Source organism: Vibrio cincinnatiensis DSM 19608 (assembly GCF_900167345.1).
GTDB classification, from domain to species: Bacteria; Pseudomonadota; Gammaproteobacteria; order Enterobacterales; family Vibrionaceae; genus Vibrio; species Vibrio cincinnatiensis.
In genome coordinates this window covers 71,404-89,174 of sequence record NZ_FUXB01000011.1, presented here as the reverse complement: position 1 = coordinate 89,174, position 17,771 = coordinate 71,404, and the positions used below count along the sequence as shown (strand labels likewise).

31 protein-coding genes are annotated in these 17,771 nt (G+C 45.7%); all 31 read left to right on the top strand.

What is annotated here, in order from left to right; translation table 11 throughout:
- The first annotated feature begins 220 nt into the window (after window positions 1-220).
- The 31 genes from rnr (at window position 221) to B5D54_RS16930 (ending at window position 17,749) form a co-directional block, all read left to right on the top strand.
- Window positions 221-2,671 (top strand): ribonuclease R, encoded by a 2,451-nt coding sequence (gene rnr / locus B5D54_RS11545; protein WP_078926741.1) that lies wholly within the window; start codon window positions 221-223, stop codon window positions 2,669-2,671.
- 7 nt (window positions 2,672-2,678) lie between these two features.
- The gene (gene rlmB, locus B5D54_RS11540) at window positions 2,679-3,419 is read left to right on the top strand and encodes a 23S rRNA (guanosine(2251)-2'-O)-methyltransferase RlmB (protein ID WP_078926693.1); all 741 of its coding nucleotides are present in this window, start codon (window positions 2,679-2,681) and stop codon (window positions 3,417-3,419) included.
- Window positions 3,420-3,770: 351 nt separating this feature from the next.
- A complete protein-coding gene (gene rpsJ / locus B5D54_RS11535) occupies window positions 3,771-4,082 on the top strand; it encodes a 30S ribosomal protein S10 (protein ID WP_001181007.1) in 312 nt (103 codons plus the stop codon).
- 14 nt (window positions 4,083-4,096) lie between these two features.
- On the top strand, window positions 4,097-4,726 hold the full coding sequence (rplC, locus tag B5D54_RS11530; RefSeq protein ID WP_078926692.1) for a 50S ribosomal protein L3: 630 nt from the start codon (window positions 4,097-4,099) through the stop codon (window positions 4,724-4,726).
- Between the two features lie 16 nt (window positions 4,727-4,742).
- Window positions 4,743-5,345: a 50S ribosomal protein L4 gene (gene rplD, locus B5D54_RS11525; RefSeq protein WP_078926691.1), complete on the top strand. Its 603-nt coding sequence runs from the start codon at window positions 4,743-4,745 to the stop codon at window positions 5,343-5,345.
- A complete protein-coding gene (gene rplW / locus B5D54_RS11520; protein WP_004394523.1) occupies window positions 5,342-5,644 on the top strand; it encodes a 50S ribosomal protein L23 in 303 nt (100 codons plus the stop codon). The genes rplD and rplW overlap by 4 nt, the downstream gene beginning before the upstream one ends.
- 16 nt (window positions 5,645-5,660) lie before the next feature.
- Window positions 5,661-6,485, top strand: coding sequence for a 50S ribosomal protein L2 (gene rplB / locus B5D54_RS11515; protein ID WP_078926690.1), 825 nt, complete (start codon window positions 5,661-5,663; stop codon window positions 6,483-6,485).
- A 20-nt stretch (window positions 6,486-6,505) separates the two neighbouring features.
- The gene (gene rpsS, locus B5D54_RS11510) at window positions 6,506-6,784 is read left to right on the top strand and encodes a 30S ribosomal protein S19 (RefSeq protein ID WP_004394525.1); all 279 of its coding nucleotides are present in this window, start codon (window positions 6,506-6,508) and stop codon (window positions 6,782-6,784) included.
- Between the two features lie 10 nt (window positions 6,785-6,794).
- Entirely contained in the window at window positions 6,795-7,127 is a 333-nt protein-coding gene (gene rplV, locus B5D54_RS11505) for a 50S ribosomal protein L22 (RefSeq protein ID WP_078926689.1), read from the top strand.
- Window positions 7,128-7,146: 19 nt separating this feature from the next.
- Window positions 7,147-7,845, top strand: coding sequence for a 30S ribosomal protein S3 (gene rpsC / locus B5D54_RS11500; protein WP_004394527.1), 699 nt, complete (start codon window positions 7,147-7,149; stop codon window positions 7,843-7,845).
- Window positions 7,846-7,856: 11 nt separating this feature from the next.
- On the top strand, window positions 7,857-8,267 hold the full coding sequence (gene rplP / locus B5D54_RS11495) for a 50S ribosomal protein L16 (protein WP_004394529.1): 411 nt from the start codon (window positions 7,857-7,859) through the stop codon (window positions 8,265-8,267).
- Window positions 8,267-8,458: a 50S ribosomal protein L29 gene (gene rpmC / locus B5D54_RS11490; RefSeq protein WP_078926688.1), complete on the top strand. Its 192-nt coding sequence runs from the start codon at window positions 8,267-8,269 to the stop codon at window positions 8,456-8,458. Before rplP ends, rpmC begins: the two co-directional genes overlap by 1 nt.
- Window positions 8,458-8,712 (top strand): 30S ribosomal protein S17, encoded by a 255-nt coding sequence (gene rpsQ / locus B5D54_RS11485; RefSeq protein WP_078926687.1) that lies wholly within the window; start codon window positions 8,458-8,460, stop codon window positions 8,710-8,712. The genes rpmC and rpsQ overlap by 1 nt, the downstream gene beginning before the upstream one ends.
- Before the next feature lie 160 nt (window positions 8,713-8,872).
- Window positions 8,873-9,244 carry a 50S ribosomal protein L14 gene (rplN, locus tag B5D54_RS11480; protein WP_004394532.1) on the top strand — a complete coding sequence of 124 codons (372 nt, stop codon included), beginning with the start codon at window positions 8,873-8,875 and terminating at the stop codon, window positions 9,242-9,244.
- 13 nt (window positions 9,245-9,257) lie between these two features.
- Complete coding sequence (rplX, locus tag B5D54_RS11475; protein WP_078926686.1) at window positions 9,258-9,575, top strand: 50S ribosomal protein L24; 318 nt, start codon at window positions 9,258-9,260, stop codon at window positions 9,573-9,575.
- A gap of 22 nt (window positions 9,576-9,597) precedes the next feature.
- On the top strand, window positions 9,598-10,137 hold the full coding sequence (gene rplE, locus B5D54_RS11470; RefSeq protein WP_078926685.1) for a 50S ribosomal protein L5: 540 nt from the start codon (window positions 9,598-9,600) through the stop codon (window positions 10,135-10,137).
- A gap of 17 nt (window positions 10,138-10,154) precedes the next feature.
- A complete protein-coding gene (gene rpsN, locus B5D54_RS11465) occupies window positions 10,155-10,460 on the top strand; it encodes a 30S ribosomal protein S14 (RefSeq protein WP_078926684.1) in 306 nt (101 codons plus the stop codon).
- Window positions 10,461-10,489: 29 nt separating this feature from the next.
- The gene (gene rpsH / locus B5D54_RS11460) at window positions 10,490-10,882 is read left to right on the top strand and encodes a 30S ribosomal protein S8 (RefSeq protein ID WP_078926683.1); all 393 of its coding nucleotides are present in this window, start codon (window positions 10,490-10,492) and stop codon (window positions 10,880-10,882) included.
- 17 nt (window positions 10,883-10,899) lie between these two features.
- Window positions 10,900-11,433, top strand: a complete 534-nt coding sequence (gene rplF, locus B5D54_RS11455; RefSeq protein WP_078926682.1) for a 50S ribosomal protein L6 — start codon at window positions 10,900-10,902, stop codon at window positions 11,431-11,433.
- A 9-nt stretch (window positions 11,434-11,442) separates the two neighbouring features.
- Window positions 11,443-11,796, top strand: a complete 354-nt coding sequence (gene rplR / locus B5D54_RS11450) for a 50S ribosomal protein L18 (protein ID WP_078926681.1) — start codon at window positions 11,443-11,445, stop codon at window positions 11,794-11,796.
- A gap of 14 nt (window positions 11,797-11,810) precedes the next feature.
- The gene (gene rpsE / locus B5D54_RS11445; protein WP_078926680.1) at window positions 11,811-12,314 is read left to right on the top strand and encodes a 30S ribosomal protein S5; all 504 of its coding nucleotides are present in this window, start codon (window positions 11,811-11,813) and stop codon (window positions 12,312-12,314) included.
- 6 nt (window positions 12,315-12,320) lie between these two features.
- A complete protein-coding gene (rpmD, locus tag B5D54_RS11440; RefSeq protein WP_078926679.1) occupies window positions 12,321-12,497 on the top strand; it encodes a 50S ribosomal protein L30 in 177 nt (58 codons plus the stop codon).
- A gap of 5 nt (window positions 12,498-12,502) precedes the next feature.
- Entirely contained in the window at window positions 12,503-12,937 is a 435-nt protein-coding gene (rplO, locus tag B5D54_RS11435; RefSeq protein WP_078926678.1) for a 50S ribosomal protein L15, read from the top strand.
- A 20-nt stretch (window positions 12,938-12,957) separates the two neighbouring features.
- Complete coding sequence (gene secY, locus B5D54_RS11430; RefSeq protein WP_078926677.1) at window positions 12,958-14,292, top strand: preprotein translocase subunit SecY; 1,335 nt, start codon at window positions 12,958-12,960, stop codon at window positions 14,290-14,292.
- Window positions 14,293-14,331: 39 nt separating this feature from the next.
- Complete coding sequence (gene rpmJ / locus B5D54_RS11425; RefSeq protein WP_000868186.1) at window positions 14,332-14,445, top strand: 50S ribosomal protein L36; 114 nt, start codon at window positions 14,332-14,334, stop codon at window positions 14,443-14,445.
- A gap of 148 nt (window positions 14,446-14,593) precedes the next feature.
- The gene (gene rpsM / locus B5D54_RS11420) at window positions 14,594-14,950 is read left to right on the top strand and encodes a 30S ribosomal protein S13 (RefSeq protein WP_004394544.1); all 357 of its coding nucleotides are present in this window, start codon (window positions 14,594-14,596) and stop codon (window positions 14,948-14,950) included.
- A gap of 19 nt (window positions 14,951-14,969) precedes the next feature.
- Entirely contained in the window at window positions 14,970-15,359 is a 390-nt protein-coding gene (gene rpsK / locus B5D54_RS11415; protein ID WP_001118870.1) for a 30S ribosomal protein S11, read from the top strand.
- A gap of 27 nt (window positions 15,360-15,386) precedes the next feature.
- Window positions 15,387-16,007 (top strand): 30S ribosomal protein S4, encoded by a 621-nt coding sequence (rpsD, locus tag B5D54_RS11410; RefSeq protein WP_078926676.1) that lies wholly within the window; start codon window positions 15,387-15,389, stop codon window positions 16,005-16,007.
- 24 nt (window positions 16,008-16,031) lie between these two features.
- Window positions 16,032-17,024 (top strand): DNA-directed RNA polymerase subunit alpha, encoded by a 993-nt coding sequence (locus B5D54_RS11405; RefSeq protein ID WP_078926675.1) that lies wholly within the window; start codon window positions 16,032-16,034, stop codon window positions 17,022-17,024.
- A 26-nt stretch (window positions 17,025-17,050) separates the two neighbouring features.
- Window positions 17,051-17,431: a 50S ribosomal protein L17 gene (gene rplQ, locus B5D54_RS11400; RefSeq protein ID WP_005383141.1), complete on the top strand. Its 381-nt coding sequence runs from the start codon at window positions 17,051-17,053 to the stop codon at window positions 17,429-17,431.
- A 96-nt stretch (window positions 17,432-17,527) separates the two neighbouring features.
- On the top strand, window positions 17,528-17,749 hold the full coding sequence (locus B5D54_RS16930) for a hypothetical protein (RefSeq protein WP_139364781.1): 222 nt from the start codon (window positions 17,528-17,530) through the stop codon (window positions 17,747-17,749).
- The last annotated feature ends 22 nt before the right edge of the window (window positions 17,750-17,771 follow it).

Sequence of the window (17,771 nt, the reverse complement as noted above, 5' to 3'; positions counted from 1 at the left end):
TTATGATTTCCTACTCAGCGTTTTGGCGCTCGCTTTACCACTTTCTCCAACATTTCGTCATCATACAACACGACTAACTTTCTTGTGATTATTGTGACAACTTGATAGCGGTCACGTAATGCATAAAGTTGTTACGCTTCTGCCGGTTGGGATTAGCTATTAAGCTTAAGAACACAGTAGGATATACTTTATGTACCTTCCTAGAAAAGCAGGTCTGCCTATGTCTGATACAACCCATACTGATCCGTTTGCGGATCGAGAAGCCGATAACTACGAGAATCCCATCCCAAGTCGTGAATACATTTTAGAATTTCTTACTCAAGCCAATGTGCCTATGAATCGTAATGATTTATTTGAAGCGCTTGAGCTTAATGGTGAAGACCAATATGAAGGCTTGCGCCGTCGCTTGCGTGCGATGGAGCGTGATGGGCAGTTGGTTTTTACCCGCCGTCAATGCTATGCCTTACCTGAAAAACTTGAAATGGTGAAAGGGGCCGTCATCGGGCACAAAGATGGACATGGTTGGGTTCGCCCAGAAGGTAGCCTTAATAAAGAGAACGATATCCTGCTGCCTCACCACCAAATGCGTACCCTGATTCATGGTGATTTCGTCTTAGTTCAACCAACGGGTACTGATAAACGCGGGAGAAAAGAAGGGCGTTTGGTTCGTATTCTTGAAGAACGTAACACTCAGATCGTCGGCCGCTTTTTCTTTGAGCATGGTTATTCGTATGTTGTTCCTGACGATTCCCGTATTCATAAAGATATTTTAATTCCTAATGAGTTGCGTGAAGGGGCTCGGATGGGCAATGTGGTGGTGATTGAAATTACCGATCGTGGATCACGCAGCCGAGGAATGATGGGGAAAGTCGTGGAAGTGCTCGGTGAAAATATGGCACCGGGTATGGAAACCCAAATTGCTATTCGTACACACCAAATTCCTCATGAATGGCCGAGTGAAGTGCTTAAACAGGTTGAAAACCTCAGTGAAGAGGTACCTGAAGAAGCCAAACAAGGGCGTGTAGACTTACGTGACTTACCCTTGGTAACGATTGATGGCGAAGATGCGCGAGATTTTGACGATGCCGTGTATTGTGAAGCGAAAAAGGGTGGAGGTTGGCGCTTATGGGTTGCGATTGCTGATGTTAGTTACTATGTTCGCCCTGATAGTGCGCTAGACAAAGAAGCGATTAATCGAGGCAACTCGGTTTACTTCCCTTCACAAGTGGTACCTATGCTGCCAGAGGTTCTTTCCAACGGGCTGTGCTCACTTAACCCCCAAGTCGATCGTCTGTGTATGGTTTGTGAAATGACGATTTCAGACACCGGAAAGCTCTCGGGTTATAAACACTACGAAGCCGTCATGAATTCACATGCCCGGCTCACCTACACCAAAGTCCATGATATTTTGCAAGGGGATGAAGAGCTACGTGAGCGTTATCAAGAGGTCGTTCCCCACCTTGAAGAGCTCCATAAGATGTATCTTGTACTCAAAGAGGCAAGAGATCAGCGAGGGGCGATTGAGTTTGAAACGGTTGAGACCAAATTTATCTTTAATGCTCAACGTAAGATCGAGAGCATTGAACCTGTCATTCGTAATGAGGCCCATAAGCTGATTGAAGAATGTATGATCATGGCCAATATTGCCTCGGCTTCTTTGGTTGAAAAAGCCAAAGAGCCTGCTCTTTTCCGAGTTCACGAGTCTCCGGGTGAAGAACGCTTAATGGGCTTTAGAGACTTCTTAGGCGAACTTGGCTTAGATTTGGGCGGTGGTCTTGAACCCTCTCCAACGGATTACGCCAGTTTAATAAAGCAAATTGGTGAACGGCAGGATAAAGAATTGATTCAAACCATGCTGCTTCGTTCAATGAAACAAGCGGTATACAACGCTGATAATGCGGGCCACTTTGGTTTAGCACTGAAACGTTATGCGCATTTTACGTCACCGATTCGCCGCTACCCAGACTTGCTGCTTCACCGTGCGATTAAGTATTTGATAGCGAAACAAGAAGGGCGTAATCAAGATCGTTGGACACCTACAGGGGGATATCATTACTCCTTTGATGACATGGATTACTACGGCGAACAATGCTCGACGACCGAGCGTCGGGCAGATGATGCGACTCGTGAAGTGTCTGATTGGCTTAAATGTGAGTATATGCAAGATCATGTGGGAGAAGAGTTAGAAGGGGTGATTGCTAATGTCACCGGTTTTGGCTTCTTTGTTCGATTAACTGAACTCCATATTGATGGCCTTGTACATATTTCGACATTGGCGAACGATTACTATCAATTTGATCCTATTGGTCAACGATTAATTGGTGAATCTTTTGGGCATATTTATCGATTGGGTGATGCCGTCAAGGTTAAAGTGCTATCGGTTAATTTAGATGATCGACAAATTGATTTTGAATTAGTCGAGACAAGTCGTAAGCTACGCGGCGAGGGTAAGACTGCCAAAAAACGTGCAGTGGAAGCGAAAGCCAAAGCAAAAGGGAAAAAAGCAGCGGCTACTCGTGGTGCAAAAGCGGTTCCGATGATAGAGCCTGTTAAACGCCCAGATGAACAAGAAACGGGAAAAAGCCCGAAAGGAAAACGAGCTAAACCGAATAAATCTCGTAAAGCTAAATCGGGCCCTAAAACGGCAAAAAGTCGCTCGAAATCGAAATAGGTAAGTCATGAGTAACGAATTAATTTATGGTATTCACTCGGTCAGCGCTGTTATGCAGCGCGACCCTGCACGTATCATCGAAGCGTATGTATTAAAAGGTCGACAAGATGACAGGTTACTGCCTGTATTAAATGAATTATTACGCTTAGGTGTGTCCATTCAGGAAATGGGGCGTAAAGCGTTAGATGACAAAGCACAAGGGGCAAATCATCAAGGTGTGATTGCCAAAGTTCGGCCTGCAAAAGCGCTCAATGAACATGACTTAGAGGCAATCCTTAGCCAACATGATCAGCCTTTGCTATTGGTGCTTGATGGGGTGACCGACCCACATAACTTGGGGGCTTGTTTACGTAATGCTGATGCTGCAGGCGTTGCCGCAGTCATTGTCCCTAAAGACAAATCCGCTCCAATGACGGCAACCGTTAGTAAAGTAGCGTGTGGCGCAGCCGAAACAGTCCCTTTAGTTCGTGTGACAAACTTGGCTCGTACAATGCGTGCATTACAAGAACAAGGCGTTTGGTTTGTGGGTACGGCGGGTGAAGCGACCCATGATATCTACCAAAGTAAACTGACAGGGCCATTAGCAATTGTAATGGGCGCAGAAGGGGATGGCATGCGGCGCTTAACGCGTGAAACCTGTGATGATTTGATTAAAATCCCCATGGCAGGCAGTGTATCGAGCCTTAATGTCTCCGTTGCCACAGGCATTTGCTTGTTTGAAGCGGTTCGCCAGCGCAATATCAAATAATCAATAGGAAGGCCAAGCACTCAACCTTTTGGCCTTCTTCTTACTCTTGTTCGTTTATTTTTCAAACACCCCTTGCAAGAGAATCTGTGATCTGTATAATGCAGCCCCACTGGTTAAGCCAGTTGTGAACCAATGAGCAGCGAGGAGCAAGCTTGTGGCAACACAAGTGAGGTAACGTATACTCAGCTTATGTTCGCAGTTAATATGATTAGCTTTGGTTAATTTAATTAGCTGACAATGTGCCCAATCTGGGTACTACGGTTTCACATAAATCAATCGGCATTCACCCGCTTTAGCAGGTTCGAATGGCGATATTGTTTGTGTAATTTTTACTTATTGGAGCTCTGTCTCATGCAGAACCAACGCATCCGTATCCGCCTAAAAGCTTTCGATTACAAATTGATCGATGCTTCTACTGCGGAAATCGTTGAAACAGCTAAGCGTACCGGCGCACAGGTTCGTGGTCCAATCCCACTACCTACTCGTAAAGAGCGTTTCACTGTTCTTATCTCTCCACACGTAAACAAAGATGCACGTGACCAGTACGAAATTCGTACTCACAAGCGTCTGATCGACATCGTTGAACCCACTGACAAGACTGTTGATGCATTAATGCGTCTTGATCTTGCTGCGGGCGTTGATGTGCAAATCAGCCTAGGTTAAGGGAGATTAGAAGAATGATTGGTCTAGTCGGACGTAAAGTGGGTATGACCCGCGTATTTACTGAAGAAGGCGTTTCTATCCCAGTAACTGTTGTTGAGGTTGAAGCGAACCGTGTTTCTCAAGTGAAAACTCTTGAGACTGACGGCTATGCAGCAATCCAAGTAACAGCTGGTACTAAGAAAGCTAGCCGCGTAACTAAACCAGAAGCAGGTCACTTTGCGAAAGCAGGTGTTGAAGCTGGTCGCGGTCTTTGGGAATTCCGTTTAGAAAACGGCGAAGAGTTCGAAGTTGGTGCTGAACTAACGGTTGAACTGTTCAACGAAATTAAGAAAGTAGACGTTACTGGTACATCTAAAGGTAAAGGCTTCCAAGGTGCTGTTAAGCGCTGGAACTTCCGCACTCAAGATATGACTCACGGTAACTCTTTGTCTCACCGTGCACCGGGTTCAATTGGCCAATGTCAAACTCCAGGTCGCGTATTTAAAGGCAAAAAAATGGCAGGTCACATGGGTGCTGAGCGTGTAACGACTCAAAACCTAGAGATCGTACGTGTTGACGCTGAGCGCAATCTGCTTCTTATTAAAGGTGCAGTCCCAGGTGCAACTGGCGCTAACGTGATCGTCAAACCAGCTGTTAAAGCATAACGTCTAGGAGTAAGTAATGGAATTGATGGTTAAAGGTGCTAACGCACTAACTGTTTCCGAAACTACTTTCGGACGTGAGTTCAACGAAGCTCTTGTACACCAAGTAGTTGTTGCTTATGCAGCAGGTGCTCGTCAAGGTACTCGTGCTCAAAAGACACGTTCAGAAGTTTCTGGCGGTGGCGCTAAGCCATGGCGTCAAAAAGGTACTGGCCGTGCACGTGCTGGTACAATCCGTAGCCCAATCTGGCGTACAGGTGGTGTTACTTTTGCTGCGAAACCACAAGATCACAGCGTTAAAGTAAACAAAAAAATGTACCGCGGTGCTATGAAAAGCATTCTTTCTGAGCTTGTTCGTCAAGAGCGTTTAATCGTTGTTGATAACTTCTCAGTTGAAGCACCAAAAACAAAAGAGCTAGTAGCTAAGCTTAAAGAACTTGAGCTTAACGATGTTCTTATCGTTACTGGCGAAGTAGACGAAAATCTATTCTTAGCTGCTCGTAACCTGTACAAAGTTGACGTGCGTGACGTTGCTGGTATTGATCCAGTTAGCCTCATCGCATTTGACAAGGTTCTCATGACTGCTGCTGCAGTTAAGCAAGTTGAGGAGATGCTGGCATGATCCGTGAAGAGCGTCTACTAAAAGTTCTACGTGCACCGCACATCTCTGAAAAAGCAACCATGGCTGCTGAAAAAGCGAACACTATCGTTTTTAAAGTAGCAAAAGATGCCACTAAAAAAGAGATCAAAGCAGCTGTAGAAAAGCTATTTGAAGTTGAAGTTAAGTCTGTAAATACTCTTATTCTTAAGGGTAAGACCAAGCGTCAAGGTCTACGCCAAGGCCGTCGTTCAGACGTGAAGAAAGCGTACGTTACTTTGAAAGAAGGTCAAGATCTTGACTTTGTTGGCGGCGCGGAATAACAGGAGTAGTTGAAAAATGGCTATTGTTAAATGTAAGCCGACTTCGGCTGGTCGTCGTCACGTTGTTAAAGTTGTTAACGCTGACCTACACAAGGGTAAGCCTTACGCCCCTCTTCTAGAGAAAAATTCTAAGAATGGTGGTCGTAATAACAACGGTCGTATCACAGTACGTCACATCGGTGGTGGTCACAAACAACACTATCGTTTGATTGATTTCAAACGTACTAAAGACGGTATCCCAGCGAAAGTTGAGCGTCTAGAATACGATCCAAACCGTAGCGCAAATATTGCTCTAGTTCTATATGCAGACGGTGAGCGTCGTTACATCATTGCACCTAAAGGCATCAAAGCTGGAGATGTTATCCAGTCTGGTGTTGATGCGCCAATCAAAGCAGGTAATGCTTTGCCAATGCGTAATATCCCAGTAGGTTCAACGATTCATAACGTTGAATTGACTCCAGGTAAAGGTGCGCAAATCGCTCGTTCTGCGGGCGCTTATGCACAACTTGTAGCGCGTGATGGTGCTTATGTTACTATCCGTCTACGCTCTGGTGAAACGCGCAAAGTACTTGCTGAAGGCCGTGCAACAATCGGTGAAGTTGGCAATGCTGAGCACATGCTGCGTGAACTAGGTAAAGCGGGTGCTAGCCGTTGGCGTGGTGTTCGTCCTACCGTTCGCGGTGTGGTAATGAACCCAGTTGATCACCCACATGGTGGTGGTGAAGGTCGTACTTCTGGTGGCCGTCATCCAGTATCTCCATGGGGTATGCCAACGAAAGGCTTCAAGACCCGTAAAAACAAACGCACCGACAAGTACATCGTACGTCGTCGCACTAAGTAATCTATTTAAGAGGATAAGCCATGCCACGTTCTCTCAAGAAAGGTCCATTTATTGACCTACACTTGCTGAAGAAGGTAGAGAAAGCGGTGGAAAGCGGAGACAAAAAGCCTATTAAGACTTGGTCCCGTCGTTCAATGATCATTCCTACAATGATCGGTTTGACCATCGCTGTCCATAATGGTCGTCAACACGTTCCAGTTTTCGTAACTGACGAGATGATCGGTCACAAACTGGGTGAATTTGCCCCAACTCGCACTTACCGCGGTCATGCTGCGGATAAGAAAGCTAAGAAGCGTTAAGGAGTAGATGATGGAAGCATTCGCTAAACATAACTTTGCTCGCATTTCGCCTCAGAAAGCTCGCTTAGTTGCAGATCAAATTCGTGGTAAGTCAGTAGACCAAGCTCTAGAACTTCTAACGTTCAGCAACAAAAAAGCGGCTGAACTGATCAAGAAAGTTCTTGAGTCAGCAATCGCTAACGCGGAGCACAACGAAGGTGCTGACATCGACGATCTATGTGTCGCTAAAATCTTCGTAGATGAGGGCCCAATCATGAAGCGTATTATGCCTCGTGCTAAAGGCCGTGCGGACCGTATCTTGAAGCGTTCAAGCCACATTACTGTGGTTGTCGCAGATCGCTAAGAGACTAGGAGAGTAAGCAATGGGTCAGAAAGTACATCCAAATGGTATTCGTTTAGGCATCGTTAAGCCTTGGAATGCTACATGGTTTGCTAATACCAAAGATTTCGCTGACAACCTAGACGGCGACTTCAAGGTACGTCAATACCTTACTAAGGAATTGGCAAAAGCGTCTTTATCACGCATCGTTATCGAGCGTCCTGCTAAGAGTATCCGTGTGACTATTCACACTGCTCGTCCAGGCGTGGTTATCGGTAAAAAAGGTGAAGACGTTGAGAAGCTACGCGCAGCTGTAGCTAAAATTGCAGGTGTACCCGCTCAGATCAATATTTCTGAGGTACGTAAACCTGAGCTAGACGGTCAATTAGTGGCTGATAGCATCGCGTCTCAACTAGAGCGTCGCGTTATGTTCCGTCGTGCGATGAAGCGCGCAGTACAAAACGCAATGCGCCTAGGCGCTAAAGGTATCAAAGTGGAAGTAAGTGGCCGTCTAGGCGGTGCTGAAATTGCACGTTCTGAGTGGTATCGTGAAGGCCGTGTGCCTCTACACACTCTTCGTGCTGACATTGATTACGCAACTTCTTCGGCTCACACCACTTATGGTGTAATCGGCGTTAAAGTTTGGATCTTCAAAGGTGAGATTCTAGGCGGTATGCCAGCTGCTAACGCAGTAGAGCCAAAGGCTGACAAGCCTAAGAAGCAGCGTAAAGGCCGTAAGTAAGGAGTAGACAGATGCTACAACCTAAACGTACTAAGTTCCGCAAGGTTCATACAGGTCGTAACCGTGGCCTAGCAAAAGGTACTGAAGTCAGCTTCGGCACCTTTGGTTTGAAAGCTGTAGGCCGTGGTCGTCTAACTGCTCGTCAAATCGAAGCGGCACGTCGTGCGATGACGCGTCATATTAAGCGTCAAGGTAAAATCTGGATCCGTGTGTTCCCAGACAAACCAATCACAGAAAAACCACTTGAAGTTCGTCAAGGTAAGGGTAAAGGTAACGTTGAGTACTGGGTAGCCCAAATCCAACCTGGCAAGGTGATGTACGAAGTTGATGGTGTACCTGAAGAATTGGCTCGTGAAGCGTTCCGCCTAGCGGCACGTAAACTGCCATTCAAGACTACATTTGTAACTAAGCAGGTGATGTGATGAAAGCACAAGATCTACGCGAGAAAAGCGTTGAAGAGCTTAACGCTGAGCTATTGAGTTTGCTAAAAGAGCAGTTCAACTTGCGCATGCAAGCAGCAACTGGTCAACTACAACAAACTCATACTCTGAAAGCTGTCCGCCGTGATATCGCACGTGTGAAAACTGTTTTGACTGAGAAGGCAGGCGCATAATGAGCGACAAAATTCGTACCCAACAAGGTCGTGTTGTTAGTGACAAGATGGAAAAGTCTATCGTTGTTGCTATCGAGCGTTTCGTGAAGCACCCAATTTACGGTAAATTCGTTCGTCGCACGACTAAAGTACACGCACATGATGAAAACAACGAGTGTGGCATTGGCGACACCGTTGAAATCCGTGAGTGTCGTCCACTGTCTAAGACTAAGTCTTGGACATTGGTAAAAGTAGTAGAAAAAGCAAAAATTTAATTGAGCTTTTGATGCGAATACAGCGGCCCCAATTATTTTTGGGGCCGCTTGTTTTTTGACTACCCAACCACAAAAAAGGGTGGTACAATTCGCGTCCCTTTAAAGAGGCAGCCCGACCCGAGATGGGTCTAGTTTTTTTAATATTTAGCGGAGCACTAACATGATCCAAATGCAAAGTATGCTGGACGCAGCTGATAACTCAGGCGCTCGCAGCGTAATGTGTATTAAGGTTCTGGGTGGCTCTCACCGTCGTTACGCCCATGTGGGCGACATCATCAAAGTTACTGTGAAAGAAGCAATTCCTCGCGGTAAAGTAAAAAAAGGTGATGTATTGAAGGCAGTGGTAGTTCGCACCCGTAAAGGCGTACGTCGTCCAGACGGTTCTGTCATTCGCTTCGACCGAAATGCTTGCGTATTGCTTAACAACAATACCGAGCAACCAATCGGTACACGTATCTTTGGTCCAGTGACTCGTGAACTTCGTAACGCGAAATTCATGAAGATTGTGTCACTAGCACCTGAAGTTCTGTAAGGAGCGGCAAACAATGGCAGCTAAAATCCGTCGTAATGACGAAGTGATCGTTCTTGCTGGGAAAGACAAAGGCAAGAAAGGTAAAGTAACTAAGGTTCTCGCAACCGGTAAAGTTATCGTTGAAGGTATCAACCTTGTTAAGAAACACCAAAAGCCAGTTCCGGCTCTAGGTCAACAAGGTGGCATCGTTGAACAAGAAGCAGCAATTGATGCTTCTAACGTTGCAATCTTTAACGCAGCAACTGGTAAAGCGGACCGTATCGGTTTCCGTTTTGAAGACGGCAAAAAAGTTCGTTTCTTCAAATCTAACGGCGAAATCGTTTCTAACTAATAGAGTAATTTGGAGTTCTACTATGGCGAAACTGCATGATTACTACAAGTCGTCTGTAGTCGCTGAACTGGCCAAACAGTTCGGTTACACAAGCGTCATGCAAGTCCCTAGAATTGAGAAAATCACCCTCAATATGGGCGTTGGTGAAGCTATCAACGATAAGAAACTACTAGAAAATGCAGCTTCTGATATGGCGATCATCTCTGGTCAAAAGCCACTTATCACTAAAGCACGCAAATCTGTTGCTGGTTTCAAAATCCGTGAAGGCTACCCAATTGGTTGTAAAGTAACCTTGCGTGGCGAACGCATGTGGGATTTCTTAGAGCGTTTGATTTCTATCGCTCTACCACGTGTACGCGATTTCCGCGGTGTTAGCGCTAAGTCTTTTGACGGACGCGGTAACTACAGCATGGGCGTTCGCGAGCAAATCATCTTTCCGGAAATCGACTACGATAAAGTCGATCGTGTGCGCGGTCTTGATATCACTATCACGACTACTGCTGCAAACGATGAGGAAGGCCGTGCTCTGCTGGCTGCCTTTAACTTCCCATTCCGTAAGTAAGGTGAAGGGTTACTGTTATGGCTAAACAATCAATGAAAGCACGTGAAGTTAAACGTGCCAAGCTCGTAGTTCAGTACGCAGAAAAGCGTGCCGCGCTTAAAGCTATCATCAGCGATGTAAACGCATCAGAAGAAGATCGTTGGAATGCGGTTCTTAAACTGCAAACTCTTCCACGTGATTCAAGTGCATCACGTCAGCGCAACCGTTGCAACCAAACTGGTCGCCCACACGGTTACCTACGTAAATTCGGTCTAAGCCGTATCAAAGTTCGTGAAGCTTGCATGAAAGGCGAGATTCCTGGACTTCGTAAGGCTAGCTGGTAATTGCCACTTAATCATTTGGAGTAAAGTCTATGAGCATGCAAGATCCGATTTCGGATATGCTGACCCGTGTTCGTAACGGTCAGGCAGCAAATAAAGTTGCTGTAAAAATGCCTTCTTCAAAGCTTAAAGTTGCAATTGCTGCACTACTTAAAGCTGAAGGTTACATCGCAGACTTCGCTGTTGAAGGCGAAGTGAAACCAGAGCTGGAAATTACGCTTAAGTATTTCCAAGCAAAACCAGTAATTGAGCAAATCAAACGCGTTTCTCGTCCAGGTCTTCGTGTCTATAAGAAGAAAGACGAGCTTCCATCAGTGATGGGCGGTCTTGGTATTGCTGTTATTTCTACTTCCAAGGGTCTGATGTCAGACCGCGCTGCTCGTAAAGCAGGCCTTGGCGGTGAAATCATTTGCTACGTAGCTTAATTTAATAGGAGTAGAACATGTCTCGTGTTGCTAAAGCACCTGTCGCTATTCCAGCTGGCGTAGAGGTGAAACTAAACGGCCAAGAGATCACTATTAAAGGCGCTAAAGGTGAATTAACTCGCGTTATTCACAATGGCGTAGTGATCGCACAGGAAGAAAACAACCTAACGTTCGGTCCTCGTGAGGGTATCGCAAACGCTTGGGCTCAAGCAGGTACTGCTCGCGCTCTAGTGAACAACATGGTTGTTGGTGTTACTGAAGGCTTTACTAAGAAGCTCGTTCTTAAGGGTGTAGGTTATCGTGCTGCTATTAAAGGCAATGCGGTCGGTCTAACTCTAGGCTTCTCTCACCCAGTTGAGCACGAGTTGCCAGCGGGTGTTAAAGCCGAATGTCCAAGCCAAACTGAAATTGTCCTAACTGGTTGCGATAAGCAAGAAGTAGGTCAGGTTGCGGCTGACATTCGTTCTTACCGCGCGCCTGAGCCTTATAAAGGCAAAGGTATTCGTTACGCAGATGAAAATGTGCGTACTAAAGAAGCTAAGAAGAAGTAAGGTAACACTATGGATAAGAAAGCATCTCGCATCCGTCGTGCTACACGTGCACGTCGTAAGATTGCAGAACTGGGTGCAACTCGCCTAGTAGTACACCGTACTCCTCGTCACGTGTACGCTCAAGTGATTGCAGCTAATGGCTCTGAGGTTATCGCCGCAGCTTCTACTGTAGAAAAAGCGATCCGTGAGCAAGTGAAGAATACTGGTAACATCGATGCAGCAAAAGCAGTAGGTAAAGCTGTTGCTGAGCGTGCGCTAGAAAAAGGCGTATCGTCAGTTGCATTTGATCGTTCTGGTTTCCAATACCACGGTCGAGTAGCCGCGTTAGCAGAGTCTGCGCGCGAAGCTGGTCTGAAATTCTAAGGTAGGGTTGGAAGATGGCTAAAGAACAACAAGTTCAAGCGAATGATTTGCAAGAAAAATTAATCGCTGTTAACCGTGTTTCTAAAACGGTTAAAGGTGGTCGAATCATGAGCTTCACTGCACTAACTGTGGTTGGTGACGGTAATGGTCGTGTAGGTTTCGGTTACGGCAAAGCTCGTGAAGTACCTGCTGCGATTCAAAAAGCAATGGAAAAAGCACGTCGTAACATGGTTACTATCGCGCTTAACGAAGGCACTCTTCACCACCCAGTGAAAGGTCGCCACTCGGGCTCTAAAGTTTACATGCAGCCAGCTGCAGAAGGTACAGGTGTTATCGCCGGTGGTGCGATGCGTTCAGTACTTGAAGTTGCTGGTGTACATAACGTTCTATCTAAAGCATACGGTTCAACAAACCCTATCAACATCGTTCGTGCAACGATCGACGCTTTAGTAGATGTTAAGTCACCTGAAATGGTTGCAGCTAAACGTGGTCTAACTGTTGAAGCGATTTCGGAGTAAGAACACATGGCAACTATTAAAGTAACTCAAACTAAAAGCTCAATTGGTCGCCTGCCAAAGCATAAAGCTACTTTGCGTGGTTTAGGTCTTCGTAAAATCAACCATACAGTGGAACTTGAAGATACAGCGTGTGTACGCGGTATGATCAACAAGGTTCACTACATGGTTAAAGTTGAGGAGTAATCATAATGTTTTTGAATACTCTATCACCGGCTGCGGGTTCTAAACCTTCTAAGAAGCGTTTAGGTCGTGGTATCGGTTCTGGCCTTGGTAAAACAGGTGGCCGTGGTCACAAAGGTCAAAAGTCACGTTCTGGCGGCAGTGTTCGTCCAGGTTTTGAAGGCGGTCAAATGCCATTAAAACAACGTCTACCTAAATTTGGTTTCACTTCTCGTAAGAGCCTAGTGACAGCTGAAGTTCGTCTAGCTGAGCTAGCGAAAGTAACTGGTGACGTCGTTGATCTTAACAGCTTGAAAGCAGCGAACGTTGTGACTAAAAACATCGAGTTCGTGAAAGTAGTACTTTCTGGCGAGATCAACAAAGCAGTGACTGTAAAAGGTCTACGCGTGACTAAAGGCGCTAAAGCTGCAATCGAAGCTGCAGGCGGTAAAATCGAGGAATAATCTCGAGGATTGAGGTACAGATGGCTAAGAAACCAGGACAAGATTTTCGTAGTGCTCAGAGCGGCTTAGGTGAGCTAAAGTCGCGCTTATTATTCGTAATTGGTGCACTTTTAGTATTCCGAGCAGGCTCTTTTGTGCCGATTCCTGGTATTGACGCTGCTGTACTTGCCGATTTGTTCGAACAGCAAAAAGGCACCATCATTGAAATGTTTAATATGTTCTCTGGTGGTGCTCTTGAGCGTGCATCTATATTCGCACTGGGCATCATGCCGTATATTTCGGCATCGATTGTTGTTCAGTTGTTGACTGTAGTTCATCCAGCGTTAGCCGAGCTCAAGAAAGAGGGTGAAGCAGGCCGTCGTAAGATCAGCCAATATACACGCTACGGCACGCTTGTACTTGCAACATTCCAAGCGATAGGTATAGCAACAGGCTTACCAAACATGGTCAACAATCTGGTTGTTATTGACCAAACCATGTTTACCCTGATTGCAACCGTGAGTTTAGTAACCGGTACTATGTTCTTAATGTGGTTAGGTGAACAAATTACAGAGCGAGGAATTGGGAATGGTATTTCTATTCTCATTTTTGCAGGTATTGTTGCTGGTTTGCCTTCGGCAATCGGACAAACGATCGAGCAAGCGCGTCAAGGTGAACTGCATGTGCTTCTTCTGCTGTTAATTGCAGTGTTAGCTTTTGCTGTTATTTATTTCGTTGTTTTCATGGAACGTGGTCAGCGTCGTATCGTTGTTAACTACGCTAAACGTCAACAAGGTCGTAAAGTTTTTGCAGCACAAAGTACCCATTTGCCATTGAAAATCAATATGGCTGGGGTCATTCCTGCAATCTTCGCATCGAGTATTATTTTGTTCCCTGGAACACTCGCTCAGTGGTTTGGTCAAAATGGTGAGAGCAGTAGACTTGGTTGGTTAACTGATGTCTCTCTTGCTCTAAGCCCTGGTCAACCGCTGTATGTAATGCTTTATGCAGCAGCAATTATTTTCTTCTGTTTCTTCTATACAGCGTTGGTCTTCAATCCGCGAGAAACAGCAGATAACCTGAAGAAGTCTGGTGCATTCGTACCCGGTATCCGCCCAGGTGAGCAGACGGCAAAATATATTGATAAAGTGATGACACGTTTAACCTTAGCCGGTGCGTTATACATTACTTTTATCTGTCTGATCCCTGAGTTCATGATGGTCGCATGGAACGTACGTTTCTACTTTGGCGGTACATCATTACTGATTGTCGTTGTGGTAATCATGGACTTTATGGCACAGGTACAGACTCATTTGATGTCAAATCAATATGACTCTGTGTTGAAAAAGGCAAATTTAAAAGGTTATGGCCGTTAATGACGGCTGCCATTTAAGTTAGATTTACGGAGTTTAGCAATGAAAGTTCGTGCTTCCGTTAAAAAAATCTGCCGTAACTGTAAAGTTATCAAGCGTAACGGTGTCGTTCGCGTGATTTGCAGTGAGCCAAAGCACAAGCAGCGCCAAGGCTAATAAGCAGAAATTTTTACTTGAAAATTAAAGGTTGGTCGAGTATATTCCTCGGCCTACCTTTTGCGTGCAAAAGAAGTAGTATCCCGCAGCGTATCCTCGACGGGCTTTGCTGCGGATAATTCTTTATAGAAAGTACTAGGAGTGCATAGTGGCCCGTATAGCAGGCATTAACATTCCTGATCAAAAACATGCTGTAATCGCTCTGACTGCGATTTACGGTATTGGTAAAACCCGCTCAAAAGCTATCCTAGCCGATGTGGGTATTGCTGAAAGTGTTAAGATCAGTGAACTAACTGAAGAGCAGATCGATCAACTGCGTGATGGTGTAGCTAAGTACACTGTAGAGGGTGATCTTCGTCGTGAAGTTTCCATGAACATCAAGCGTCTAATGGACCTTGGCTGTTACCGTGGTCTTCGTCATCGTCGCAGTCTACCACTACGTGGACAGCGTACTAAAACCAATGCTCGCACCCGTAAGGGTCCGCGTAAGCCGATCAAGAAATAGTCGGGAAGGGTAGAGTACAATGGCTAAACAACCAACACGCGCTCGTAAGCGCGTACGCAAGCAAGTTGCTGATGGCGTAGCGCATATCCACGCATCTTTCAACAACACAATCGTAACCATCACTGACCGTCAAGGTAACGCATTAGCTTGGGCTACTGCTGGTGGTTCAGGTTTCCGCGGTTCTCGTAAATCAACACCGTTCGCTGCACAGGTTGCTGCGGAGCGTTGTGCTGAAATGGCTAAAGAATATGGCCTAAAGAACCTTGAGGTTATGGTTAAGGGTCCAGGTCCAGGTCGTGAATCTACTGTTCGCGCACTGAACGCTGCTGGTTTCCGTATCACAAACATCGTTGATGCGACACCAATCCCTCATAACGGTTGTCGTCCACCTAAGAAACGTCGCGTTTAACGTTTCTGGGAACATTGGAGAAAGATCATGGCAAGATATTTGGGTCCTAAGCTGAAGCTTAGCCGCCGCGAAGGTACTGACTTGTTCCTTAAGTCAGGCGTTCGTGCGATTGATACCAAGTGTAAAATCGATAACGCACCAGGTGTACACGGCGCTCGTCGCGGTCGTCTATCTGAATATGGCGTTCAGCTTCGTGAGAAGCAAAAAGTTCGTCGTATCTATGGCGTTCTAGAAAAGCAATTCCGTAACTATTACAAAGAAGCAGCTCGCCTAAAAGGCAACACAGGTGAGAACCTACTTATGCTTCTTGAAGGTCGTCTAGACAATGTTGTTTACCGTATGGGCTTTGGCGCAACTCGCGCAGAAGCACGTCAATTGGTTAGCCACAAAGCTATCCTAGTAAACGGTAACGTTGTAAACGTACCTTCTTTCAATGTTGCGGCTAATGACGTTGTTGCAATCCGTGAGAAAGCGAAAAAGCAATCTCGCATCAAAGCAGCTCTAGAAGTTGCAGAACAACGCGAAAAACCAACTTGGATTGAAGTAGATGCAAGCCAGATGGAAGGTACATTCAAGCGTTTGCCTGAACGTTCTGATCTATCAGCTGACATCAACGAACAATTGATCGTCGAGCTTTACTCTAAGTAAGGTTTAAACTAAAGAGAGGACACAATGCAGGGTTCTGTAACAGAATTTCTTAAGCCACGTCTTGTTGATATCGAACAGATTAGCACGACACACGCAAAAGTAACTCTTGAGCCATTAGAGCGTGGTTTCGGCCATACTCTTGGTAATGCACTTCGCCGAATTCTTCTATCTTCTATGCCGGGTTGTGCCGTAACAGAGGTAGAAATTGAAGGCGTACTTCATGAGTACAGCACTAAAGAAGGCGTTCAGGAAGATATCCTAGAGATACTCCTTAACCTGAAAGGGCTGGCAGTTCGCTTAGGCGAGAATAAAGATGAAGTGTTCATTACATTAAACAAATCAGGCTCGGGCCCTGTGGTTGCAGGTGACATCACCCATGATGGTGATGTAGAGATCGTAAACCCAGAACACGTTATCTGTCACTTAACCAGTGACAACGCTGAAATCGCTATGCGTATTAAAGTGGAACGTGGTCGTGGTTATGTTCCTGCTTCTGCTCGTATTCATACCGAAGAAGATGAACGTCCTATTGGTCGTTTGCTGGTCGACGCAACATTCAGCCCTGTAGACAAAATTGCCTACTCTGTTGATGCTGCTCGTGTTGAGCAACGTACTGACTTAGACAAACTCGTTATCGATATGGAAACGAACGGTACTCTGGAACCTGAGGAAGCTATCCGTCGTGCAGCAACAATTCTTGCTGAACAATTGGATGCATTCGTAGATCTTCGTGATGTACGTGTTCCTGAGGAGAAGGAAGAGAAGCCTGAATTCGATCCGATCCTACTGCGTCCTGTAGACGATCTTGAACTAACAGTTCGCTCTGCCAACTGTTTGAAAGCAGAAGCGATTCACTACATCGGTGATCTAGTACAGCGCACTGAGGTTGAGCTACTGAAAACGCCTAACCTTGGTAAGAAATCTCTTACTGAGATTAAAGACGTGCTTGCATCACGTGGCTTGTCTCTGGGCATGCGCCTAGAAAACTGGCCACCAGCGTCTATCGCTGAAGATTAATCGATATTAGTTAGAAGGATTTGGTCATGCGCCATCGTAAGAGTGGTCGTCAACTCAACCGCAACAGCAGTCATCGCAAAGCGATGTTCAGCAACATGGCTAGCTCTTTAGTACGTCATGAAGTTATCAAGACTACTTTGCCAAAAGCGAAAGAGCTGCGTCGCGTCGTTGAGCCTTTGATTACATTAGCTAAGACTGACAGTGTTGCTAACCGTCGTCTAGCATTTGCACGTACTCGTGATAACGAAGTTGTTGCAAAACTATTTAACGAACTTGGTCCACGTTTTGCTGCTCGTCAGGGCGGTTACACGCGTATCCTAAAAGCTGGCTTCCGTGCTGGTGATAAAGCTCCAATGGCTTACATTGAGCTTGTTGATCGCCCAGCTGCTGAAGAAGCTGCTGAGTAATCAGTTCGCAGATAAAAAGCCGAGCATTAGCTCGGCTTTTTTATTGGTTTTTTCGTTACGGCTTTTTCACTGTTGCGCTTTTATGCTTTAGTTTTAATGTCGTCATCTCCCTCCCTTCTAGCTATCAACGTTACAACCTTTTCAACGCTTGTCGTCAATCTGCTCGTGCTGTTTTTTGCGTTAAATATTATTGCAATAGAACAGGGGAAATTGAATGTCCATACTGGAATGGAGATAGCGGATAAAATACGGCCTTCACGTTTTGTGAGTTATGGCGCTGATGTTTTAGCCTCAAACATTGCTACGACGATTAACTAATGACTTGAGACTGCCGTTATCC